Source organism: Novimethylophilus kurashikiensis (assembly GCF_003112435.1).
GTDB classification, from domain to species: Bacteria; Pseudomonadota; Gammaproteobacteria; order Burkholderiales; family Methylophilaceae; genus Novimethylophilus; species Novimethylophilus kurashikiensis.
This window is the reverse complement of the sequence record NZ_BDOQ01000023.1, coordinates 25,327-40,945: the sequence shown is the minus strand read 5'-3', so window position 1 is coordinate 40,945 and position 15,619 is coordinate 25,327. Positions and strand designations below refer to the sequence as shown.

Below are 15,619 nucleotides of genomic sequence, written 5' to 3'. Positions count from 1 at the left end.
TGTTTCTGCAGAACGCTCGCGAGGCTGAACAAGGCTGTGGCATAATCGCGGTTTTGTTGTTCTTCCCCAAGTCTCTGAGGCTTTATCATTATGTTGGAAGCAATACGCGAGCGTTCGCAAAGCTGGATTGCCAAGCTCATCCTGGCAATGATCACTGTCCCATTTGCGTTGTGGGGCGTCGACTCTTATCTTCGCCAAGCCGGTTCCAATGTCTCGGTGGCCAAGGTTAACGGCGATACCATCACGGTTCAGCAATTCACCAAGGCGATGCAGGATTTCCGCGATAGCATGGAAAAGCCTGATCCCAATCTCATGGACAATCCCGAGGTGCGTAACAGCATCCTCGACAAGCTGATTAACAACAAGCTGCTTTCCGAGGAAGTGCGCAAGGGCGGTTACACCGTTTCTGATGAGCAACTTTCCAAGATGATTGTGACGCTGCCTGAATTCCAGAAAGACGGCAAATTCTCTCAAGACCAGTACGACAAGGTGCTGGCTCAGAACGGTTTGACGCCTAGTCGTTTCGAGGCGCTGATGCGCAGCGATTTGTTAACGCAGCAAGTGCGAAATAGCATTTCACGCTTGGCTTTCATTCCGAAAACCGAAGCTGAAAGCGCTCTACTCGTTCAGCATCAGTTGCGTGAAGTCAGCGTCTATTCCTATCGTCCTGATGATTTCCTCAGTCAGGTGAAGATCGATCCGGTCGAGGTTAAGGCTTATTACGACAAGCATCCGGAAGAATTCCGCGTGCCAGAGCAGGTTAAGCTCGACTTCGTCGTGTTTTCGGCCAACGCCATGATTACCTCTATGCGCGTAGGTGACGAAGAGGCCAAGAAGTTCTACGAAGAGAATGCCGCCAAGTTCCAAGGCGATGAAGAGCGTCGTGCCAGCCATATCCTGGTCACCTTCGGTGGCAAGAAGGACGCCGCTGCCAAGGCTGAGGCCAAAAAGAAGATCGATGAGATTCTTACCGAGGTTAAAAAATCACCGGAAAAATTCGCGGAACTGGCCAAGAAGTACTCCCAGGATCCAGGCTCGGCAGTAAACGGCGGCGATTTGGGCTTCGTTAAACGCGGCCTGATGGTGAAGCCTTTCGAAGATGCCTTGTTCGGAATGTCTCCTGGCAGCATTAGCGGTCCGATCGAAACTGAATTCGGTTATCACATCATCAAGCTGAATGAGGTCAAGGGCGCTGCTCAATCGTTCGACCAGGTCAAAGGCCAGATTCGTGCTGAGCTGATGTATCAGAAGGCTCTGGCGAAATTCTCCGAGACCGCGGACAACTTCAGCAATGAAGTGTACGAACAGTCAAACACTCTAGATGGTGCAGCCAAAGATTACGGTGTGCAGGTCCAGAAGAGCGACTGGCTTTCGCGCGACGATGCTGCCAAGTTCTTCAAGAGCGACAAGCTGGCTAACGAGATTTTCTCGGATGAGGTGCGCAAGGATAAGCGGAATACCGAGGCCGTTGAAGTATCGCCCAACACTCTGGTGGCAGCGCGTGTCACCGACGCTCGTCCTGCCAGCGTTAAATCCTTCGAAGAAGTTCAGGCTGGTATCGAAGACAAGCTGAAGCATCAGCAGGCGGCCAAATTGGCAACCCAGCAAGGCGAAAAGTCGCTGGCTGAACTCAAGAAGGGCGGCAACGGAGGCGACATTAGCTGGACGACGCCAGTCAAGATCGATCGTCAAAATCCGCAAGGTCTGACAGATAGCGTGATGAAGCAAGCGTTTCGCATGGATGCTTCCAAGCTGCCCGCCTATGTTGGCGCAGCAGGCAAGGACGGCGGTTATGTGCTGATTCGCCTGACGGCTGTTGAAGATGGCTCTAAGCAACTGGATGCTGACGCGAAGAAGACGGCTGCGACTGAATACGAAGCAGCGCTGGCTTCGGAATATCTCACGACTTTCATGAAGTCGTTGCGCGGACATGCCAGCATCAAGGTCAACCAGGACTTGATGGCGGCACGCAACCCGCAGCAGTAATCATTCGGTTGGACGGAAAAGGCGGCTGCGGCCGCCTTTTTCTTTATGAAATCGAGCGGCTAACCGGTTGAACCGGTTAAAATCCGCTTAAGTTTTTGATGGAAGTTTCAGATATGGTTCGAACTCGTTTTGCCCCCAGTCCCACCGGATTCCTGCATATCGGCGGTGCACGTACTGCCCTGTTTTCCTGGGCTTATGCCCGCCGACACGCCGGCAGTTTTATCTTGCGCATAGAAGATACCGACCTTGAGCGCTCTACGCCAGAAGCCGTCCAGGCCATTCTGGATGGCATGGAGTGGCTGGGTCTTGGCTACGACGAGGGTCCGTTCTATCAAATGCGGCGTATGGAACGCTATAAGGCAGTGATTCAAGGCATGCTAGCCGCTGGAACGGCCTACTACTGCTATTGCAGCAAGGAAGAGGTTGAGGCCATGCGCGAACGTCAGATGGCTGCAGGGCAAAAGCCGCGCTATGACGGAACTTGGCGTCCGGAGCCTGACAAGAGTTTACCGGCTGTGCCGGAGGGTGTGTCACCCGTGATCCGTTTCAGGAATCCGAAGGATGGTGTCGTCGCTTGGGACGATCAGGTAAAGGGCCGTATTGCGATTGCCAATGAGGAACTGGATGACCTCATCATTGCACGTGCCGACGGCACCCCGACCTACAACTTCTGCGTAGTCGTCGACGATTGGGATATGAAAATCACCCATGTGATCCGCGGTGACGACCATGTGAACAATACGCCGCGCCAAATCAACATTTTGAAGGCACTCGGTGCCGAGGTGCCCAAGTATGCGCATCTGTCGATGATTTTGGGCGACGACGGCCAGAAGTTGTCCAAGCGCCACGGCGCAGTTAGCGTGATGCAGTACGACGAAGACGGCTACTTGCCTGAGGCGGTGCTGAATTACCTGGCGCGCTTGGGGTGGTCGCATGGCGATGCCGAGATTTTCGATATGGAGCAGTTCTGCTCATGGTTCGACCTCGACCATATCACGCCTTCCGCCGCACAATTCAATACCGAAAAGCTGAACTGGCTGAATGCGCATTACCTGAAACTGGCTGATAACGCGCGCTTGGCCTCCGAAGTGTCTAAGCGCTTAGGCTTGCGCAGTATCGGCACTAATGGCGGTCCGGATTTGGAAGGAGTAGTGGGGCTTTACAAGGAGCGTGCTTCCACATTGAACGAACTCACGGATGCCGTTGAGTACTTCTACCAGCAAATCCACGCGACCCCGGAACTGCTGGAAAAGCATCTGAGCGCAGACGTTATCCCGGCATTGCAAGGGCTGGCTGAAAAGCTGGCTGGGTTGCCTTGGACGCAAGAGGCCTTGCATGATGCCATTCAGGAAGCCGTCACGGCCAATGGTCTCAAGTTCCCTAAAATCGCCATGCCGTTGCGCGTAATGGTGGCTGGCATTGCGCAGACGCCGAGCGTGGATGCAGTGCTTGCTCTGCTGGGGCGCGATGAGACGTTACGCCGCATCAAAGGCTATTTAAGCTAAATCTCGATTCTTTCGTGCAATTCGGGGACCCGGACGTTCCATCCCAGTTCGTCCTGGACCCGATTGGCGAAAATTTCCGCTGTTGCCGATTCCCCGTGCACAACCAGCGTCTGCTGTGGAGCTTTCTTGAAATGCTTGAGCCATGCTAGTAGCGCGGCCTGGTCCGCATGCGCTGACAATCCCCCAATCGTATAAATCCCGGCGCGCACTGGTGTTTCCCTTCCAAAAAGCTTGACGAGGCGGGCACCGTCGACCAGCCGTCGGCCCAGTGTTCCTTGCGCCTGGAAGCCGGTAATCACGATGCTGCATTCCGGGCGACTCAGGTTCCAGCGCAGATGATGCTTGATGCGCCCCGCGTCGCACATGCCGCTGGCCGAAATGATGATGGCGCCTGAGGTAATTTCGTTGATCGCCATGGATTCCGTCACGTCTTGAACGAAGCGGATGTTGGGCATGCTGTTTGGATGCTCCTCGCCCCATGCCACGAGTTTCTGGGCTTCCTCGTTGAATAAGTTGGCGTGACGCATGGTAATTTCCGTAGCAGAGAGTGCAAGCGGAGAGTCGACGTAGACGTTTAGCCCAGGCGGTAATCGTCCCTGTCGCGTCAAATCGACGAGCAGGTAAATGATTTCCTGGGTGCGACCCACCGTAAACGCGGGTATCACCACATTGCCGTGTTTGTGGTGCAAGGTATCGTTGAGGACGTGAACGAATTCGTCCATAGTCTGATCCAGCTGTTTGTGCAACCGATTGCCATAGGTCGATTCGATCAGCAAGATATCGGCATTGGCGATTGGGGTGGGGTTGCGAAGAATGGGGCGGTCGGGTTGTCCGAGATCGCCGGAAAATACGATTTTTTTGCGCTCCCCAAGATCGTCAAGCCATAGCTCAACAATGGCCGAGCCGAGAATGTGGCCGGCATCGCGGAACGTGAAGGTAACATCAGCGTGTGGGCTGGCTTCGGTGTCGTAGTCTTGCCTGGTCACAAGTTTCAGGCAATCCTCGACGTCTTGCAGTGTATACAAGGGTTCGGCGGGTGGCATACGCGATGCGCGGTGATTTTCCTGGCGGCGGATTTCCTCCCATTCGGCTTCTTTTTCCTGAATATGAGCACTATCTCGTAGCATGACAGCGATCAAGTCTGCTGTTGCAGGCGTGCAATAGATAGGCCCGTTGAAGCCCAGCGATACCAGCTGGGGCAACATCCCGGAATGGTCGATGTGAGCATGGGTGAGAATGACGAAATCGATGGCGGTAATGTCGAATGCAGGAAACTGGCGGTTCTTGAGGTCCGCTTCGTGGCCTCCTTGAAACATGCCGCAATCGACGAGAAATTGCGTTTTTTCCGTACGAACCAGGAAACAGGAGCCGGTGACTTCCCCCGCAGCGCCGTAAAAACTTAAGTCCATAGGTCTTGTCATAGCCAAAAGAATCCCAATAACGGTATCATGAAGCGCTTTGCTTTATGTAGCGGAATGGGGAAATTTCGCGTAAAGTTTGTAATCTTTTTCTGTAATCATAACCCCATAAAAGAGGGAGAATCACATGACTATCAAGGGCCAAACGCTCCAAGACCCGTTTTTGAATACGCTTCGTAAGGAGCATGTGCCGGTTTCCATTTATCTGGTCAACGGTATCAAATTGCAGGGACAAGTCGACTCGTTCGACCAATACGTAGTGTTGCTGAAGAACACCGTTACTCAAATGGTTTACAAGCATGCAATCTCTACCATTGTGCCTGGGCGTGCAGTTAGCATTCCCCATGGCGTGGAGGCTGCAGAGGACTAATGTTTGAACGTCATGGTGGCGGCAATGCCGCTGTCTTGGTGAGCCTCGACTTCGGCGAGGCAGGTTACGAAGATAGTTTGGCGGAGTTGCATCACCTGGTCGCCAGTGCCGGACTGGAAGTGCGCGGTGTCGTAGAAGGCAAGCGTGCAAAACCGGACGCAGCGCTTTTTGTCGGTAGCGGTAAAGCCGAAGAAGTTGCCGCAGCCTTGCGCGATGGTCAGGCGCAAGTCGCAATTTTCAACCATGAGCTATCCCCGGCTCAACAGCGCAATCTTGAAAAGACGCTGGAATGCCGGGTGGTTGACCGTACAGGACTTATTCTCGATATTTTTGCCCAGCGGGCAAAAAGTCACGAAGGCAAGCTGCAAGTCGAGCTTGCGCAAATGGAACACCTTTCAACACGGCTGATTCGCGGCTGGACCCACTTGGAACGCCAAAAGGGCGGTATCGGCGTGCGCGGTGGCCCGGGTGAAACCCAGCTCGAGCTCGACCGCCGCATGATTCGTCAGCGCGTCAAGATGTTGAAGGAGAAACTCGCCAAGCTGGCGCAGCAGCGCGGTATGCAACGCCGGGCTCGCAAGCGTTCGGGTGTGCTCTCAGTATCCCTGGTGGGTTACACCAATGCCGGTAAATCGACACTCTTCAATCGTCTGACGCAATCTGGCGTCTATGCTGCTAACCAGTTGTTTGCCACGCTGGATACTACTTCCAGGAAATTATTCATCCCTGAATGCGGCCCAGTGGTGGTATCTGATACGGTTGGGTTCATCCGTAATCTACCGCACACATTGGTCGAGGCGTTCGGTGCTACGCTCGAAGAAGCAGCACAGGCTGATCTGTTGCTGCACGTCGTGGATATGGCCAGTCCGTCGCGGGACGAGCAGATCGACGAGGTCAATAAGGTCTTGCGTGAAATCGGCGCACAGGATGTGCCGCAGCTATTAGTCATGAACAAGATCGACGAAGCAAGCGTGGAGCCGGGTTTCGAACGCGACGAATATGGTAAAATTTGCAAAGTTTGGGTTTCGGCCAAGACTGGCGCCGGTATCGAACTGATTCGACAAGTCCTCAGCGAACGTCATCAGCCCCATACAGAACAAATGCAGTCCACTCTGGCTGCGGTTTAATTTTCGGAGCAACTATGGCATCGAACGACCCGGGATGGGGCGGCAAGAAAAATGACGGTCCGCCCGATCTGGATGAGATCATGCGTGACCTCACGCGCCGTCTCAACAGTCTATTCGGCAAGGGCGGCAAGAATGGCGCCCCCCAGGCATCAACGCCATCTCAGAACCCATTCGGCATCGGCTTGATTGGCGCTTTAATTGCCGTCATCTGGCTGGGTACCGGTTTTTACATCGTAGACCAAGGCAAGCGCGGTGTTGTGCTTCGTTTCGGCAAGCATGTCGAAACCACCATGCCGGGACCGCGTTGGCATATGCCTTACCCCATCGAATCGGTCGATGTCGTGAATCTTGAACAAGTGCGAACGATTGAAGTCGGTTACCGCGGTCATGCCGAATTGGGCCCGGGTCGCAGCCGCGAATTACGCGAATCGCTCATGCTGACCGATGACGAAAACATCATCGATCTCCAATTCGCGGTTCAATTCAATCTCAAGAATCCTGAAGATTTCCTGTTCAATAACCGCGATACGGAAGAAGCCGTGCGCGGTACCGCTGAGACTGCGATCCGTGAAATCGTCGGCAAGAGTCGTATGGACTTCGTGTTGTACGAAGGGCGCTCAGAAGTTGCGGCGCAAGCCAAAAAGCTTATGCAGGACATCCTCGACCGCTATCACTCCGGCATCAATATCGTGAGCGTCACCATGCAGAACGCCCAACCGCCTGAACAGGTGCAAGCGGCCTTCGATGATGCCGTCAAGGCTGGCCAGGATCTGGAGCGCCAGAAAAACGAAGGCCAGGCCTATGCCAACGATGTCATTCCCAAAGCCCGTGGCAATGCCGCTCGTTTGCTGGAAGAAGCAGCAGGCTACAAGCAGCGCGTGATCAACGAAGCTCAGGGTAACGCAAGCCGCTTCTCGCAAGTACTGGAACAGTACGAAAAGGCCCCGCAGGTGACGCGTGAGCGACTCTACCTGGAGGCTCAAGAACAGATCCTCAGCAACAGCAGCAAGGTGATGGTGGATCAAAAGGGCAACGGCAGTATGCTGTATCTGCCGTTGGATAAACTGATGAACGCGCCCGGCAGTGCCGCAGCAGCGCCAGCGCCGGCCACAACAGCCCCAGTTCCCTCTGTGAATCCCGATGCGGAAGCGCGTTCGCGCGATGCTTTCCGCGGTCGTGACCGGGAGTCCCGTCCATGAAAAACCTCGGATTATTTTTTACCGGACTGATTGCCGCGCTGGTTGTGCTCAGCCTCTCTGCATTCAGTGTCGATCAGCGTGAATTCGCCATCGTATTCCGTCTCGGCCAGATTATTTCCGTCGAGCAGTCGCCGGGATTGCACTTCAAGGTGCCGCTCCTGGATAACGTTCGCTATTACGACAAGCGCATCGTGACGCTGGACTGGGTGGAGCCGGATCGCTTTATTACCAGCGAGAAGAAAAACGTCCTGGTCGATTCGTTCGTCAAATGGCGTATCGTCGATCCGGCCAAATATTACGTCTCGGTGCGCGGCGACGAGAAGCAGGCTGAAGCGCGTCTTTCTCAGATGGTGAACGACGGTCTGCGTGCTGAATTCGGCAAACGTACGATTCACGACGTTATTTCCGGCGAGCGCGCCAAGATCATGGACATCTTGCGCGACAAGGCAGACCACGAGGCGCGCCAAATGGGCATCCAGGTGTTGGATGTGCGTTTGAAGCGCGTCGACCTGCCGCCGGAAGTGAGCGATTCCGTCTACCAACGCATGGAAGCCGAGCGTAAGCGTGTGGCTAATGACCTGCGTTCGCAAGGTGCCGGAGCTGCTGAAAAGATTCGTGCCGATGCAGACAAGCAGCGTGAAGTGATCCTGGCGGAAGCTTTCCGCGAAGCCCAGCGAATCAAGGGTGAAGGAGATGCCAAGGCTTCAGAAATCTACGCTTCGGCCTATAGCAAGAATCCCGAGTTCTATGCTTTCTATCGCAGCCTGGAAGCCTACCGTAACAGCTTCCGCAGCAAATCCGATGTGCTAGTACTGGACCCCAGTTCCGATTTCTTCAAATATTTGAAGAGTCCTGGCAGCGGCCGCGGTAAGTAAGGAATCGGTCTTGAGCGAGAATTTATTGATGGCTTTCGGCCTCATGCTGGTCTTGGAAGGCGTCCTGCCACTGCTCGCTCCAGCTGCTTGGCGTCAGACTTTCCGCCGCATGATCGAATTCAAGGATGGCCAACTGCGGTTCATCGGCCTCGCATCCATGTTGGGCGGCCTGCTCATAATCCTAATGGCGAGCAATTAATCTAGTTATATGCGTCACTGGCTGTTACCTGAATATATCGAAGACGTCCTCCCGGCGGAGGCACGTCGCATGGAGTTGCTGCGTCGCCAGCTGCTCGACCTTTTCCACACCCACGGTTATCGCTACGTCATCCCGCCCATGCTGGAATACGTCGAGTCGCTCACCACGGGAGTAGGGCACGATCTGGACCTGTTGACGTTCAAAGTGGTCGATCAGATTTCCGGTCGTCTCATGGGTGTTCGATCCGATATCACGCCGCAAGCGGCACGTATCGATGCGCATTTGCTGAACCAGCAAGGCGTAACGCGTCTGTGCTATGCCGGAAGCGTCCTGCGAGCCCAGCCGAGCGGTACGGCACAAACTCGCGAGCCCTTGCAGATCGGTGCTGAGCTCTTCGGCCACGCCGGCATTGAAAGCGATTTGGAGGTTCAGCAACTGCTAGTCCACGCCTTGCAGGCTGCTGGTATTGCCAAACCGCACCTCGATTTCAGCCACGTAGCGATTTTCCGTGCCTTGGTGGAAAGTGCGAGCATCGCGCCGCAACTTGAATCCGAGCTTTTTCAAGCCTTGCAAGCCAAGGATGCCAGCACGCTCAGCGAACTCACCAAGTCCCTGCAAGCTAGCATTCGAGCGGCCTTGATGGCGCTGCCCACTTTGTATGGCGATGCACGGGTATTAGATACCGCGGCAGAGCAGCTGCCTTCGATTCCCCAGATTCAAAATGCATTGGGCGAGCTCAAGCAAGTTGCACAGCAGTTTTTGGCGCCGGATGTTGAAGTCAGCTTCGATTTGGCCGAGCTGCGGGGATACCACTACCACAGCGGCATGGTCTTTGCCGCCTATGCCGAGGGTTATTCCTCCGCATTGGCTCAAGGGGGACGTTACGACGAGGTTGGGCAGGTGTTCGGACGCTCCCGACCTGCGACGGGGTTCAGCATGGACATGCGGGCGCTCGTCAACGCTTTACCGCCTGCAAGCGGCAACAAGGGAATTTTGGCGCCGCTAACGGAGGACGTCGAACTGCGCAGTAAAATCAAGTCTCTGCGCGCACAAGGGGAAATTGTCGTAGTGGAGTTGCCGGGGCATGAGCAGCATCGCGCCGAGCTCGATTGCGATCGCGTATTAGTAAAAAATGACAAGGGCTGGGAAATTCTCCCCGCCGCATAATGTAAGGTTGATCATGGGTAAGAACGTAGTCGTCATCGGCACCCAATGGGGCGATGAAGGTAAAGGTAAAATCGTCGATTGGCTGACCGATCACGCACAAGGCGTGATCCGCTTCCAGGGTGGGCACAACGCAGGCCATACGCTGGTCATCGGACAAGGTGCCGCGCAACGCGAGTACAAGCTCAACCTGGTGCCGTCAGGCATCGTGCGCGAAGGCGTGCGATGCTACATCGGTAACGGCGTGGTGCTGGATGCGGGGCATTTACTGGAAGAAATTAGCGGCCTTGAATCTGTTGGCGTGGAAGTGCGCAGCCGCCTCATGATCAGCCCGGGCTGCCCGCTTATCCTGGGTTATCACGTCAGCCTGGATAAGGCACGTGAGGCCGCTCGTAGCCAAGGCAAAAAAATTGGTACGACAGGCAAGGGGATCGGCCCGACCTACGAGGATAAAGTTGCCCGCCGCGCGCTTCGTGTCTACGACTTGTTCTACCCCGAGCGTTTCGCCGACAAACTGGCCGAAGTGCTCGACTATCACAATTTCGTGCTGACTCGCCATCTGAATGCCGAGGCGATCGATTTTCAGGCTCAGCTCGACGCGGCTATGAAGCACGCCGAAAGCCTGCGTCCGCTGGTTCACGACGTTTCTGCCGCACTTTACGATGCACATCAAGCGGGTCACAACCTGTTGTTTGAAGGTGCGCAAGGTACGCTACTCGACGTGGATCATGGGACTTATCCCTATGTGACTTCGTCCAATTGTGTGGCCGGCCAAGCATCCGCAGGCTCCGGCGTCGGTCCCAGCATGCTGCACTACGTGCTCGGTATCACCAAGGCCTATTGCACACGCGTCGGCGGCGGTCCTTTCCCGAGCGAGCTCGACATCGAAACCGATGCAACCCCCGGCCATCAAATGTCCGACAAGGGACGCGAAATCGGTACGGTGACACGCCGCAAGCGCCGTTGCGGTTGGTTCGACGCTGCAGCATTGCGTCGTTCTGCCCGTATCAACGGTTTGACTGGCTTGTGTATTACCAAGCTGGACGTTCTCGATGGTTTGCAGGAACTGGAAATTTGCACCGGCTACAAGCTGGACGGCAAGGTCATAGACTTGCTGCCAGTCGGTGCTGAAGACGTAGCCCGCTGCGAGCCGATTTACGAAGTGATGCCTGGCTGGCAGGAAACCACCTTCGGCGTTAAGCGCTGGGACGATCTGCCCGCTAATGCGCGTGCTTATTTGAAACGCCTGGAAGAGCTCTGCGGCGTTCCTGTCGATATCGTCTCGACCGGTCCTGAGCGCGACGAAACCATCGTCCTGCGTCACCCCTTCGGAGCCTGATTTGAGTCAGCCTGAAAAGAAGCGCCTGGCTTGGGCCTTGACTGGCTCCGGCCATTATTTGCGCGAGTGCATCGACATCATCCATAAGCTGGAAGATGTCGATTTGTTCCTGAGCAAAGCAGCTGCAGAGATTTTGCAACAGTACGGTTATACCCATAACGTCGGCCGCGTTTACCTCGACAAGACGGCGAGTTCGGTGCCTGTGGAGTTTTTCTACCAAGGCGTTTATCACACCGTGGTCATCGCACCGACCAGTTCGAATACGGTGGCGAAAATGGTGTGCGGTATTTCCGATAACCTGGTGACCAATATTTTCGCCCAGGCCGGTAAGTGCCGCATTCCCAGTATCGTATTCGCCTGCGATACTGCGCCCGAACTCGAGTCGGATGCGCCCCGCGACCATGTGGTCAAGGTGTGGCCGCGCCGCATCGATCTCGAAAACATGGAAAAACTCAAGACCTTCGAAGCCACGACGGTCGCCGCTGATATGCAGGAGCTGGAAACAGCCATTCTTGCGCGATGCCGCGAAACATCCTCTTCCTGACCGGCAAACTCGCCGAAAACAGCCTGCATAAAGTCCTGGCCGGATTGCAGCCGGCCGAGTTCGAGTTCCAGATCGCACAATTGGGTATCAGCGTTGCTGCACTGATGACGCCGGAATTCATCGCTCGACGCCTGCCCGATGCCCGGGGTGCGGACAAGATTGTTATTCCCGGCCTGTGCCGTGGCGATCTTGCGCCGCTGGAAGCCAAGTACGGCGTTCCGGTAGAACGTGGGCCCGAAGACCTCAAGGACTTGCCGCAATATTTCGGCCGGGGCGGCAAAAAGCCCGATCTTTCGCGGTATTCCACCAGGATATTTGCCGAAATCGTCGAGGCGACCGACCTGACCGTTCCGCAAATCGTCGCCCGCGCAGCGCACTATCGCAGGCAGGGGGCGGATGTGATCGACCTTGGCTGTCTCCCCAACACGCCTTTCCCCCACATGGAAGATGCCATTGCAGCCCTGCACGAGCAGGGCATGCAGGTCAGCGTCGATTCTTTGAATACCGAAGACTTGCTCCGGGCGGGACGGGGCGGGGCAGACTACCTGCTCAGCCTGACTGAGAAGACGCTCTGGATCGCCGACGAAGTGGCTTCCACGCCGGTATTGATTCCTGCCAAGCCAGGCAGCCTGCCTTCCTTGTACCGTGCCATCGAGCAGATGCAGAAAAAGGGCAGGCCGTTTCTAGCCGATCCAATACTGGACCCCATTCCGTTCGGGTTAACGGAATCTATCGTGCGTTACCACCGTTTGCGCAAGCGTTATCCCGATATTGACATCATGATGGGTGTGGGCAACCTGACCGAGTTGACCGATGCCGACACCACAGGCATCAACGCCATGCTGTTCGGCATGATTGCCGAGCTCAACGTCAATGCGGTGCTCGCCACCTCGGTAAGCCCCCATGCAATCAATGCCGTGGCCGAGGCCGATGTAGCCCGGCGCATGATGCTGGCGGCACACGAGGACAAGCGGTTGCCGCGCGATTACAGCAACGGCCTTCTCGGCCTGCACGATCGTCGGCCATTCACCTACACTCCGGACGAAATTCAGGGACTGGCCGCGCAAGTCAAGGACCCCAACTTTCGTATCCAAATCTCCGAGCAAGGCGTGCACATCTACAACCGCAACGGCTTGCATTGCGATACCGATCCTTTCAGGCTGTATCCCATGCTGGACGTTGATGAAGACGGATCGCACGCGTTTTATCTTGGTGTCGAACTGGCGCGAGCCCAGATTGCCTGGCAACTTAAAAAGCGCTATTCACAGGACGAAGAGTTGCAATGGGGGTGCAATACAGCCGCGCCTGACCCGAGAGGCCGTACTGAACATCGGGAAGCCGCGCTGGAGAAGAAGAAGTCCAAGAAATCATGATCTACGAAACCATCATCACCAGTGTGAATGCTGATGGCAGCGCACATGTGGCGCCATTCGGTATTCGGGAAGAGGCTGGTCGTGTGCTGATTGCGCCTTTTCGTCCCTCCACCAGTCTGGACAATCTCCTCCAGGCACGCAGCGCGGTTATCAATTTGACGGACGACGTGCGCATCTTTGCAGGAAGCCTGACAGGGCGGCGGGAATGGGCAGTAAAGCCTGCCAGCAGAACGTCGGGTTGGGTACTTGAATGTGCGTTGGCTCATCGCGAACTCGAACTTGACGAGATCATTGACGATGCCACACGGCCATCCCTGTGGTTCAAGGTCGTGCACGAGGAAAATCATGCGCCGTTCCGCGGTTTCAATCGTGCCCAGGCGGCCGTAATCGAGGCGGCAGTGTTGGTAAGTCGATTGCATATGCTGCCAATGGAAAAAATAGACGCGGAACTGAAATATTTGGAAATCGCTATCGATAAAACCGCAGGAGAGCGCGAATTGCAGGCTTGGGGCTGGTTGATGGAGCGTATTCAGAACTTCAAGGCCGAACAAACCGGGGAGAACCAGGCATGACGGGGATGCTGGCGAGTGTAACGTCCGCTGCCGAAGCTACTCTGGTACTTGAGGCAGGCGCCGACATCATCGATCTCAAAAATCCCGCTGAAGGCGCCTTGGGTGCACTTCCTGCAGAGAGAATCCTTGAGGTTGTGGAATTTGTCGACGGCCGCAAACCGGTAAGCGCAACAGTCGGCGATTTGCCCATGGTGCCGGCCATATTGCAGGACGCCGTCATGCGAACGGCCTCGCTTGGCGTCGATTTTGTCAAAGTCGGATTCTTCGGTGAAGGGGGTCGCCAAGCTTGTATCGAAGCACTAATGCCCCTGGCCCAGGAAGGTATCAGCATTGTGGCGGTTCTGTTTGCGGACCAGCAATTCGATCCAACTTTACTACCATACCTGGCTGAGGCCGGATTCTATGGCGCAATGATCGACACCGCGGACAAGTTTCAAGGGGGGCTTCGTTCCTGGATGGATGAGGCTGCGCTGCGTTCTTTTGTGGTCGATGCCAAACGTGTCGGCTTATTGACCGGTTTGGCTGGCTCATTGAGGGCGGCCGATATACTACCCTTGCTATCTATAGGACCTGATTATTTGGGTTTTCGCGGCGCTTTGTGCGGAAATGACCATCGTGAATCGACGCTTGATCCGGCGCGGGTTTCAGCCATTTCCCAAGCTGTTGCGCAAATGCAACATACCGAACATAACGAGCCAGCAGAAACATTGCATTGCAATGCATCGCGGGCGTATAGTTCAGCTTGATTGCAACAACAGGGAACAACACATGAAAACCAAGCTGATTAGTGTAGCTCTTGCAGGTATGCTCGGCGTTGCTGCGAACGGTGCTTTCGCAGATGACGCATTCGAAGGCCCCATGTACATCATGCCCACTTTGGGCTACATGCACACCGATAGCGATTTGAAGGCCGACAACGATGTCGCCTACGGTATCCGCCTTGGCAAGGCCATTAGCGAACACTGGGATGTGCAGCTTGGTTTGACTCATTCCAAGGCTGATGCTGACAACCACATTGGTGGCCAGGCTGCCAGTGGCGATTACAAGCAAACGTTGCTCGGCTTGGATGCCTTGTATATGTTCAGCCGCGACAAGTTCCGCCCGTTCGTACTGGCCGGTGTTGGCGCTGCGCACAACAACATCGACTACAAGATCGGTGGTGTTAATGTCGGCGATTCCAAGACTTCCTGGATGGCTAACGTCGGTGCTGGTTTCCAGTATTTATTCACCGATAACATCGGTTTACAGGCTGACATCCGTCACGTCTGGAGTCGTGCTAAGGCCGATAACACGGTTTTGTGGAACGGTACCGAAACCATTGGCAATACTTATCTCAACGTTGGCGTAATCTTCAACTTCGGCGCACCTAAGAAGGTCGCTGCGGCTGAACCCGAACCCACACCGGCTCCGGCGATGGAAGAGATTGCTCCTCAGGAAGAAGAAGCTGTTCCGCCTCTGACTTCTGAAGAGCCGCCCCAGCCTGATCAAGGTCCGAATGAACCCGCATTCACCAAGATGACCTTGCAAGCCGAAGTGCTGTTCGGTTTCGACAAGGATGCGCTGACGACCGAAGGCAAGAAGATTCTCGACACCGAAGTGGTCGAGAAGATGAAGGCTCATCCTGAAGTCGAACTGGTGCTCATCACCGGCCATACCGACTTCATCGGCGACGAAAAGTACAACCAAAAGCTTTCCGAGCGTCGTGCTAATTCGGTCAAGAAATATCTGGTGAGCCAGGGTATCGATGCCAACCGCCTGCACGCAGTAGGCAAGGGCGAATCCTCTCCTGTCGTCGATTGCAAGGGCGTTCGCGGCAAGAAGCTGATTCAGTGCCTGCAGCCTAATCGCCGCGTCGTGGTGGAAATTGAGGCTCAACGCCAAACGGCTCAGTAATTTACTGTCGCCAACAAAAAGCCCCGACTTGTCGGGGCTTTTTTTATGTATAAAG

At 55.3% G+C, this 15,619-nt stretch carries 15 protein-coding genes; 14 read left to right on the top strand and 1 reads right to left on the bottom strand.

Annotation, left to right across the window (positions count from 1 at the left end; genetic code table 11):
- The first annotated feature begins 90 nt into the window (after positions 1 to 90).
- Together NMK_RS17595 and gltX are read left to right on the top strand one after the other, a co-directional pair.
- Entirely contained in the window at positions 91 to 1,986 is a 1,896-nt protein-coding gene (locus NMK_RS17595) for a SurA N-terminal domain-containing protein (protein WP_109017083.1), read from the top strand.
- 113 nt (positions 1,987 to 2,099) lie between these two features.
- Positions 2,100 to 3,491 carry a glutamate--tRNA ligase gene (gene gltX / locus NMK_RS17590; RefSeq protein ID WP_109017082.1) on the top strand — a complete coding sequence of 464 codons (1,392 nt, stop codon included), beginning with the start codon at positions 2,100 to 2,102 and terminating at the stop codon, positions 3,489 to 3,491.
- Here gltX and NMK_RS17585 read toward each other — a convergent pair.
- Positions 3,488 to 4,900 (bottom strand): MBL fold metallo-hydrolase RNA specificity domain-containing protein, encoded by a 1,413-nt coding sequence (locus NMK_RS17585; protein ID WP_109017081.1) that lies wholly within the window; start codon positions 4,898 to 4,900, stop codon positions 3,488 to 3,490. The genes gltX and NMK_RS17585 overlap by 4 nt on opposite strands.
- Positions 4,901 to 5,036: 136 nt before the next feature.
- On the opposite strand from NMK_RS17585, the gene hfq reads away from it, so the two are divergent.
- The 12 genes from hfq to NMK_RS17525 are packed head-to-tail and all read left to right on the top strand — an operon-like array spanning position 5,037 to position 15,564.
- Entirely contained in the window at positions 5,037 to 5,279 is a 243-nt protein-coding gene (hfq, locus tag NMK_RS17580) for an RNA chaperone Hfq (RefSeq protein ID WP_109017080.1), read from the top strand.
- Entirely contained in the window at positions 5,279 to 6,406 is a 1,128-nt protein-coding gene (hflX, locus tag NMK_RS17575) for a ribosome rescue GTPase HflX (RefSeq protein ID WP_109017079.1), read from the top strand. The genes hfq and hflX overlap by 1 nt, the downstream gene beginning before the upstream one ends.
- A 14-nt stretch (positions 6,407 to 6,420) precedes the next feature.
- Positions 6,421 to 7,605 carry an FtsH protease activity modulator HflK gene (gene hflK / locus NMK_RS17570; protein ID WP_109017078.1) on the top strand — a complete coding sequence of 395 codons (1,185 nt, stop codon included), beginning with the start codon at positions 6,421 to 6,423 and terminating at the stop codon, positions 7,603 to 7,605.
- Positions 7,602 to 8,480, top strand: a complete 879-nt coding sequence (gene hflC, locus NMK_RS17565; protein ID WP_109017077.1) for a protease modulator HflC — start codon at positions 7,602 to 7,604, stop codon at positions 8,478 to 8,480. Before hflK ends, hflC begins: the two co-directional genes overlap by 4 nt.
- A gap of 10 nt (positions 8,481 to 8,490) precedes the next feature.
- Positions 8,491 to 8,679 carry a DUF2065 domain-containing protein gene (locus NMK_RS17560; RefSeq protein WP_109017076.1) on the top strand — a complete coding sequence of 63 codons (189 nt, stop codon included), beginning with the start codon at positions 8,491 to 8,493 and terminating at the stop codon, positions 8,677 to 8,679.
- A gap of 9 nt (positions 8,680 to 8,688) precedes the next feature.
- Entirely contained in the window at positions 8,689 to 9,846 is a 1,158-nt protein-coding gene (locus tag NMK_RS17555) for an ATP phosphoribosyltransferase regulatory subunit (RefSeq protein WP_109017075.1), read from the top strand.
- Between the two features lie 13 nt (positions 9,847 to 9,859).
- Positions 9,860 to 11,182 carry an adenylosuccinate synthase gene (locus NMK_RS17550; protein ID WP_109017074.1) on the top strand — a complete coding sequence of 441 codons (1,323 nt, stop codon included), beginning with the start codon at positions 9,860 to 9,862 and terminating at the stop codon, positions 11,180 to 11,182.
- 1 nt (position 11,183) lies between these two features.
- Complete coding sequence (locus NMK_RS17545) at positions 11,184 to 11,726, top strand: flavoprotein (protein ID WP_109017073.1); 543 nt, start codon at positions 11,184 to 11,186, stop codon at positions 11,724 to 11,726.
- On the top strand, positions 11,702 to 13,099 hold the full coding sequence (locus tag NMK_RS17540) for a DUF6513 domain-containing protein (protein WP_109017072.1): 1,398 nt from the start codon (positions 11,702 to 11,704) through the stop codon (positions 13,097 to 13,099). Before NMK_RS17545 ends, NMK_RS17540 begins: the two co-directional genes overlap by 25 nt.
- The gene (locus NMK_RS17535) at positions 13,096 to 13,671 is read left to right on the top strand and encodes a DUF447 domain-containing protein (RefSeq protein ID WP_109017071.1); all 576 of its coding nucleotides are present in this window, start codon (positions 13,096 to 13,098) and stop codon (positions 13,669 to 13,671) included. The genes NMK_RS17540 and NMK_RS17535 overlap by 4 nt, the downstream gene beginning before the upstream one ends.
- Positions 13,668 to 14,417 (top strand): (5-formylfuran-3-yl)methyl phosphate synthase, encoded by a 750-nt coding sequence (locus tag NMK_RS17530; protein WP_109017070.1) that lies wholly within the window; start codon positions 13,668 to 13,670, stop codon positions 14,415 to 14,417. Before NMK_RS17535 ends, NMK_RS17530 begins: the two co-directional genes overlap by 4 nt.
- A 22-nt stretch (positions 14,418 to 14,439) precedes the next feature.
- Positions 14,440 to 15,564 carry an OmpA family protein gene (locus NMK_RS17525; RefSeq protein ID WP_109017069.1) on the top strand — a complete coding sequence of 375 codons (1,125 nt, stop codon included), beginning with the start codon at positions 14,440 to 14,442 and terminating at the stop codon, positions 15,562 to 15,564.
- Positions 15,565 to 15,619 lie beyond the last annotated feature (55 nt).